Here is a 7,734-nt window from a genome sequence, read left to right on the forward strand (position 1 = left end):
GAAGACGCCCGGCTCACGCGCGATAGGCTCGGGGGGTGCTTTCATTGGTCGTCCTGATCTCCGGCGGCGGGTCGAACCTTCGCGCACTCCTCGAAGCGTCGGAAGACGCGGAGTTCCCCGCCCGGGTCGTCGCCGTCGGTGCCGACCGCGACGCCGACGGTTTCGGGCACGCCGAGGCCTTCGGCATCCCCACCTTCGCCGCCGCCCTCTCCAGTTATCCGGACCGGGAGAGCTGGGGTGACGCCATCCTCGAACAGATCAGGCAGTGGCAGCCCGACCTGGTGATCCTCAGCGGGTTCATGAAGCTCCTGCCGCCGCGCGTGATCGCCGCGCTCAGCCCCAACCTCATCAACACGCACCCGGCCTACCTGCCCGAGTTCCCCGGCGCCCACGGCGTGCGGGACGCACTCGCCGCCCGGGTCGACCAGACCGGGGCGAGCATCATCATCGTCGACAATGGGGTCGATGCCGGCCCGATCATCGCCCAGCGCCGGGTGCCGATCCTGCCCGGCGACACCGAGTCCACCCTGCACGAGCGCATCAAGCCCGTCGAGCGCGAACTGCTCGTGCAGACCGTGCTCGACATCGCCAACGGAACCATCAACCTCGAGGAGCTCGCCCACGCATGAGCGGTCCCATCCACGCCCCATCTGAATTCCGCTCCCGCGACGCCATCCCCATCCGCCGCGCGCTCATCTCGGTGAGCGACAAGACCGGGCTGCTCGAGCTCGCCTCCGCCCTCGCGACGGCCGGGGTCGAGATCGTCTCCACCGGGTCGACGGCCAAGACGATCTCGGATGCCGGGCATCCGGTCACGGAGGTCGCCCAGATCACCGGATTCCCCGAGTCGCTTGACGGGCGGGTCAAGACCCTGCACCCCGCCATCCACGCCGGCATCCTCGCCGACTTGAGGCTCGCGAGCCACGAGGTGCAGCTCGCGAAGCTCGGCATCGAACCGTTCGAGCTCGTCGTGGTGAACCTGTACCCCTTCGTGGAGACGGTCGCCTCCGGGGTCACCGGCGATGACGCCATCGAGCAGATCGACATCGGCGGCCCGGCGATGGTACGCGCGGCCGCCAAGAACCACGCCAACGTGGCGATCGCGGTGTCACCGGCGAGCTATCAGCAGATCATCAAGGCCGTGACGCTCGGCGGAACGACTCTCGCCCAGCGCCAGCGGCTCGCCGGCGAGGCCTTCGCCCACACCGCGGCCTACGACACGGCGGTGGCCGCGTTCTTCGCCAGCAGCATCGGCATCCGCGCGGCGCACCCCCTGCCAGAGGCGGCCGAGGCCGCCGACGTCTTCGAGGTGCGGGCGAGCCTCTCCCAGGTGCTTCGGTACGGCGAGAACGCGCACCAGGATGCGTCGCTCTACGTCTCGGAGGGCGGAGCCGGGATCGCCCAGGCCACCCAGCTGCACGGCAAGGAGATGTCGTACAACAACTACGTCGACGCCGACGCCGCCCTGCGCGCCGCCTACGACTTCAGCGAGCCGGCCGTCGCCATCGTCAAGCACGCCCAGCCGTGCGGCATCGCCGTCGCGCGTGGGGCCGGCGACCCCATCGCCTCCGCGCACCTCCGCGCCCACGAGTGCGACCCCGTCTCGGCGTTCGGCGGAGTGATCGCGGCGAACCGCCCGGTCACCATCCAGATGGCCGAGCGCGTGAAGGACATCTTCACCGAGGTGGTGATCGCCCCGGACTTCGACCAGGAGGCGCTCGAGCTTCTCAAGACCAAGAAGAACCTGCGGCTGCTCAAGCTTCCGGCCGGCTACCACCGCGACGACGTGGAGTTCAAGCAGATCAGCGGCGGGCTGCTCGTGCAGCAGCCGGACGTGTTCGACGAGTTCAGCTCGGACTCCTGGCAGCTCGTCTCCGGGAACGAGGCGGATGACGCCACGCGCGCCGACCTCGAGTTCGCCTGGCGTGCGGTGCGCGCGGTGAAGTCCAACGCCATCCTGCTCGCCGACGACGGCGCGTCGGTGGGGGTGGGCATGGGCCAGGTCAACCGCGTGGACTCCTGTCGGCTCGCCGTCGACCGCGCGGGGGACCGCGCGCTCGGCTCGGTGGCGGCATCCGACGCGTTCTTCCCGTTCGCCGATGGGCTCGAGATATTGCTCAAGGCCGGCGTGCGGGCCGTCGCGCAGCCAGGCGGCTCGGTGCGGGACGAAGAGGTGATCGCGGCGGCGAAGAAGGCCGGCGTCACGATGTACTTCACCGGCGAGCGCCACTTCTACCACTAGCGCGAGACGCCGGGTCGGCCGGTTGAGTGGGGCGGAGTGCTCACCTGTCGCGGCATCTGCCACTCGTCCGTCAGTAACTGCTCGCTGGGGCCCTTCAGGCAGCAGTTGGTGACGGTTGAGTGGGGGATTGGGCGGCCGGGGCGGCGCGGCCCGCATCGGTCGAGGGTCGGACGGAACGGGATAGGGTCGTCTCCCATGACCGCAATTGCCAGACCCGTTCCCTCCCTGCGTACCCTCGCCGCCGCCGTGCTGTCGGCCCTCGCGGTGGCCGTCACAACCCAGGCGGTGACGGTGCTGCTCTTCTTCGTGGGAGCGGGAGCGGACTCCGCCACTCTCGTGCAGCTCGGCGACTACTTCCTCGGCGCGAGCCTGTGTGTGTTCGTGGTTCTCGCCATCTTCGGCGTCGTCGGCGTATACCGCTACTGGTATGTGAGGCTCGTCGCGGCGCTCGTCGCCGGCATCGTCGCCGCCCTGGTGGGCACCGCGCTCACCATCGTGCTGCGAGGGACCGTGCTCTCCGGGTCCATCCTCACGCAGTTGTTCGGAACTCTCATCGGCCCGAATCTGGTCTTCGTCGTCGTCGCGGTGCTCTCCACCCTCACCGTGGGCGCGTGGGTCTTCACCAGCGTCATCGGTGCCCCCGCGCGATCGGGCGAGCGGCGCGTCGCCCTCGTGCGGGCGCCGGCCGACAACCTCGCCGAGGGCGAGGTCACCCACGTCGACCGCACGGCCATCGACACCGACCTGGCGAACGACCAGTGGGACGCCTATGTGGCCGCCTTCGCCGACAACGGCTGGCACATCGTGGAGGTTCCGGTCGCGAACTCGCTCGCCGACTCGGTGTTCATCGAGGATGCCGTGGTGCTGTTCGGCGACACGGCCGTGATCACGAGCCCCGGCGCCGAGTCCCGCCGCGGCGAGATCGCGGGCGCGGAGGCCACGGTGCGCGAAGCCGGTCTGCGGGTCGAACGGATCGCGCTGCCGGGCACCCTCGACGGCGGGGACGTCCTCAAGGTGGGCACGACCGTGTACGTGGGGCGAGGCGGCCGTACCAACGCCGAGGGCATCCGCCAGCTGCGGGCGATCGTCGCGCCGCTCGGGTACAGCGTCGTGGCGGTGCCGGTGACGAAGGCGCTGCACCTCAAGAGCGCGGTGACGGCGCTCCCCGACGGCACCGTGATCGGCTACCCGCCCGTGGTCGACGACCCGGCGATCTTCGACCGCTTTCTCGCGATGCCCGAGGAGGGCGGGGCGCACGTCGTGACGCTGGCGCCGGACACCGTGCTGATGGCGTCCTCCGCCCCGGCGAGCGCCGCGCTCATCGCCGACCTCGGCTACCGCGTGGTCACGGTGGACATCAGCGAGTTCGAGAAGCTCGAGGGATGCGTCACCTGCCTCTCCGTGCGCGTGCGGTAGATAGTCGCCGCGAGGTTTTTGCGCCCCCGTTTGCGGCATCCCCTTGTGGGATCGAAGGGGGTCGGGATATTCTGTAAGGCTGTTCGGTCGTCGCTCCCCGAGAGGGTGGGAGGCGGGCGTGGCCATAACCAGAGTGAAAAACATACGTGCCCAGGAGGACGCCATGATCTACACCTTTCTCGCAACTGCAGGCGCGAAGCGTGTCGCCGTCCGCCCGTCCATGACGCCAGCCAGGAACCGGTAGACGACGGGCCCATCGCGGCCCTCTGCCAGAAGCATCCGGCTCACCCCCTCCCACGCTCAACAATCTCGGTTCGTGCACGTCCACGACCCCCGCATCCAAGGAATCACTGTGTCTGCAGACCCAAAACGCCAGGGCACCTTTGCCTCGATACTTCGTCTCTACCCCTATGCAAAACCGGCAATGCCCCGGATCTACCTCGGGATGGTCGTGGCACTCGTCGCCGCGCTCGTGGCCCTGCTCATCCCGCAGGTGCTGCGCTCGCTCGTGGACGGACCGCTGCAGAGTGGTGACTCGAGCCAGATCTGGTGGCCGGTGGCCGCGGTGCTCGGACTCGGTGTGCTCGAGGCCATCATGATCTGGTTCCGCCGCTGGTTCGTACTCCAGCCGGGCACGATGGTGGAGGCCGACATGCGCAACGCGCTCTACAAGCGCCTGCAGGAGCTTCCGGTGAGCTTCCACGACCGCTGGGCGAGCGGGCAGTTGCTCTCCCGAGTGGTGAGCGACCTCAACCTCATCCGGCGCTGGATCTCCTTCGGCACCGTGCTGCTCGTCGTCAACGTGATCACCATCTTCATCGGGTTCTTCTTCCTGATCTCGATCAGCTGGATCCTCGGGCTGATCTTCGTGGTCTGCTCGATCCCGCTCTGGATCTACGGGTACCTCTTCGAGAACAAGTACTCCGCGGTCGCGCGCCGCAGCCAGGACCAGGCCGGCGACCTCGCGACGGCTGTCGAGGAGTCGGTGCACGGCATCCGGGTGCTCAAGGCCTTCGGTCGCGGGCAGCACGCGCTGAAGAACTTCGCTTCGCAGGCGGAAGACCTGCGCGGAACCGAGATCGAGAAGGCCAAGGCGATCGCGGGAATCTGGCTCTGGCTGCTGCTGGTGCCGGACGTGACGTTCGCGCTCTGCCTGCTCGCCGGCGTGTGCCTGGCGGCGGGCGGCGAGCTCACCGTCGGCCAGCTCGTGGCCTTCTTCGCCACGGCGACCGTGCTGAGGTGGCCGGTCGAGTCGATCGGCTTCCTGCTGTCGATGACGTTCGACACCCGCACGGCCGCCGACCGGTTCTTCGAGGTGATGGATGCCCCGAACCCGATCATCGATCCGGAGCACCCCAAGACCATCGCGGCGCCCCAGGGACGACTCGTGTTCGACGACGTGCACTTCCGTTACCAGGACTCTCCCGCCCAGTACGCGGACCTGCTCGACGGGGTCAGCCTCGAGCTGGAGCCGGGGGAGACGATGGCGCTCGTCGGGCTCACCGGCAGCGGCAAGTCGACGATCACCTCGCTCACCACGCGGCTCTACGACGTGACGGGCGGCGCGATCCGGCTCGACGGCGTGGACATCCGTGACCTGAGCCTGTCCGATCTGCGCACCCACCTGTCGATGGCGTTCGAGGATGCGACCCTGTTCTCGGCGTCGGTGCGTGACAACGTGCTGCTGGGTCGCCCGGATGCCACGGACGAGGACCTGGCCGAGGCGATCGACATCGCCCAGGCCGGCTTCGTCTACCAGCTTCCGGACGGAATCGACACGACGGTGGGCGAGGAGGGGCTGAGCCTCTCCGGTGGCCAGCGCCAACGGCTCGCCCTCGCCCGTGCCGTCGCGGCGAGGCCCGAGGTGCTCGTGCTCGACGACCCGCTGTCGGCGCTCGACGTGGACACGGAGGCCCTGGTCGAGGCCGCGCTGCGGCGCGTGCTCGCCTCGACCACCGCGCTCATCGTGGCCCACCGACCATCCACGGTCATGCTTGCCGACCGGGTCGCGCTGCTCGAGGGCGGCCGAATCACCGCCGTCGGTCGGCACCAGGAGCTGTTGGGCACGAGCGACCACTACCGGTTCGTGATTTCGAGCCTGGAAGACGAGGAACGCCGGGAACGGGTCGATGCGGCCCGACCGGCGGAACAGCCACTAGAGGAAAGGGCAGGCGCATGAGCGTCACCGGAGTTACCGGCGAAGAGCGCAGCGACTTCACCAAATCGGAGAGCAAGCAGATCCGCGACCGTTCGTTGCGCCTGCTCGGCACCCTCCTGCGTCCCCTCTGGGTGCGGGTGAGTCTCACCATCGCCGTGGTCGTGGTGAGCACGGCGGCGCAGGTCGCGGGACCGGCGCTCATCGCGTACGGGATCGACTCCGGCCTGCCGGCGCTGGTCAAGCAGGACTGGGTGCCCCTCGGCTTCGCGGTCTTCGCCTACCTGTTCACCGGCATCATCGGGGCCGTGCTCATCGCCTGGTACACGGTGCTGACCGCGCGCATCAGCCAGGCGATCCTGATCGACCTGCGCAAGCGCGTGTTCCTGCACACCCAGCGGTTGAGCCTCGAGTTCCACGAGAGCTACACGTCCGGGCGCATCATCGCGCGCCAGACGAGCGACCTCGACTCGATCCGCGAGCTTCTCGATTCCGGCATCAACCAGCTCGTTCAGGGCGGCCTCTACATGGTGTTCATCGCCGTGGCGCTGTTCTCCATCGACTGGGTGAGCGGACTGGTGCTGTTCGGCTCGCTCGTGCCGCTGTGGTTCCTCGTGCGCTGGTTCCAGACCCGCTCGCAGAAGGCCTTCCGCGCGACGAGAACCACCTCGGCCAGGCTCATCGTGCACTTCGTCGAGACGATGACGGGCATGCGCGCCGTCAAGGCGTTCCGCAAGGAGGACCGCAACGAGAAGGAGTTCGCCGGCTACGTGGAGGACTATCGGCTGGCGAACATGCGCACCATCCGCCTGTTCGGCGTGCTCGACCCCGGCCTCGTGCTCATCGGCAACGTCGCGCTCGGCGTCGTGCTGCTCGTCGGCGGACTGCGGGTGGCGCAGGGCGGCATCGCGATCGGCGTGCTGCTCGCGGCGCTGCTCTACACCCGGTCGTTCTTCGCGCCAGCGCAGGAGATGGCGATGTTTTACAACTCCTACCAGTCGGCCGCGGCCGCGCTCGAGAAGATCTCGGGCGTGCTCGAGGAGCAGCCGAGTGTGCCGGATCCGACGCGCCCGATCGACCTCTGGCAGGCGAAGGGCAGCGTGCGGTTCGAGGGCGTGGAGTTCGCGTACAACGCCGGGCGCGTGGTGCTTCCGCACTTCGACCTCGACATTCCGGCGGGGCAGACGATCGCCCTGGTCGGATCGACCGGAGCCGGCAAGTCGACCCTGGCGAAGCTCATCTCGAGGTTCTACGACCCGTCGGATGGCGTCGTCTCGCTCGACGGCGTCGACCTGCGCCGGCTGCACCCCAAGGACCTGCGCCGCGCGATCGTGATGGTGACGCAGGAGGCCTACCTGTTCTCGGGCTCGGTCGGCGACAACATCGCCCTCGGCAAGCCGGAGGCGACGATCGAGGAGATCGTGGCCGCGGCGAAGGCGGTGGGTGCGCACGAGTTCATCCAGTCGCTGCCCGACGGCTACGACACGGATGTGAACAAGCGAGGCGGCCGGGTCTCGGCCGGGCAGCGCCAGTTGATCTCGTTCGCGCGTGCGTTCCTGGCCAACCCGGTGGTGCTGATCCTGGACGAGGCGACGGCGTCCCTAGACATCCCGTCCGAGCGCCTCGTGCAGGAGGGCCTGCAGACGCTGCTCGCCGACCGCACCGCGATCATCATCGCGCACCGCCTGTCCACGGTCGCGATCGCCGACCGCGTGCTGGTGATGGAGCACGGGATGATCGTGGAGGACGGGACGCCGCGCGACCTCATCGCCGGCACCGGTCGGTTCTCGAAGCTGCACGCGGCGTGGCGGGAGTCGCTCGTCTAGCGGCTCCGGCATCCGGCACGTTTCTCTGGAGGCACTCCGCGCTGAGTGTCTCCGGGGGCCCCTTCGCCGGTGAGTGGGCAATTCTGGCGCCAAAC

5 protein-coding genes are annotated in these 7,734 nt (G+C 68.8%); all 5 read left to right on the top strand.

Annotated features, from left to right (window positions below; translation table 11 throughout):
• Positions 1 to 35: 35 nt before the first annotated feature.
• Positions 36 to 629, top strand: a complete 594-nt coding sequence (gene purN, locus ACHZD8_RS14095; protein ID WP_394771062.1) for a phosphoribosylglycinamide formyltransferase — start codon at positions 36 to 38, stop codon at positions 627 to 629.
• Positions 626 to 2,242: a bifunctional phosphoribosylaminoimidazolecarboxamide formyltransferase/IMP cyclohydrolase gene (gene purH / locus ACHZD8_RS14100; RefSeq protein ID WP_394771063.1), complete on the top strand. Its 1,617-nt coding sequence runs from the start codon at positions 626 to 628 to the stop codon at positions 2,240 to 2,242. The genes purN and purH overlap by 4 nt, the downstream gene beginning before the upstream one ends.
• 195 nt (positions 2,243 to 2,437) lie before the next feature.
• Positions 2,438 to 3,658, top strand: a complete 1,221-nt coding sequence (gene ddaH, locus ACHZD8_RS14105) for a dimethylargininase (protein ID WP_394771064.1) — start codon at positions 2,438 to 2,440, stop codon at positions 3,656 to 3,658.
• A gap of 424 nt (positions 3,659 to 4,082) precedes the next feature.
• The gene (locus tag ACHZD8_RS14110; RefSeq protein ID WP_394771067.1) at positions 4,083 to 5,837 is read left to right on the top strand and encodes an ABC transporter ATP-binding protein; all 1,755 of its coding nucleotides are present in this window, start codon (positions 4,083 to 4,085) and stop codon (positions 5,835 to 5,837) included.
• A complete protein-coding gene (locus ACHZD8_RS14115) occupies positions 5,834 to 7,639 on the top strand; it encodes an ABC transporter ATP-binding protein (RefSeq protein WP_394771065.1) in 1,806 nt (601 codons plus the stop codon). Before ACHZD8_RS14110 ends, ACHZD8_RS14115 begins: the two co-directional genes overlap by 4 nt.
• Positions 7,640 to 7,734: the final 95 nt, after the last annotated feature.

Source organism: Lacisediminihabitans sp. (assembly GCF_043726815.1).
Taxonomy (GTDB): domain Bacteria; phylum Actinomycetota; class Actinomycetes; order Actinomycetales; family Microbacteriaceae; genus Lacisediminihabitans.

Excerpts from the sequence above, each read along its gene's own strand:
- purH (WP_394771063.1), top strand. The coding sequence starts at position 626 with ATGAGCGGTCCCATCCACGCCCCATCTGAATTCCGCTCCCGCGACGCC.
- ddaH (WP_394771064.1), top strand. The coding sequence starts at position 2,438 with ATGACCGCAATTGCCAGACCCGTTCCCTCCCTGCGTACCCTCGCCGCC.
- ACHZD8_RS14110 (WP_394771067.1), top strand. The coding sequence starts at position 4,083 with ATGCCCCGGATCTACCTCGGGATGGTCGTGGCACTCGTCGCCGCGCTC.
- ACHZD8_RS14115 (WP_394771065.1), top strand. The coding sequence starts at position 5,834 with ATGAGCGTCACCGGAGTTACCGGCGAAGAGCGCAGCGACTTCACCAAA.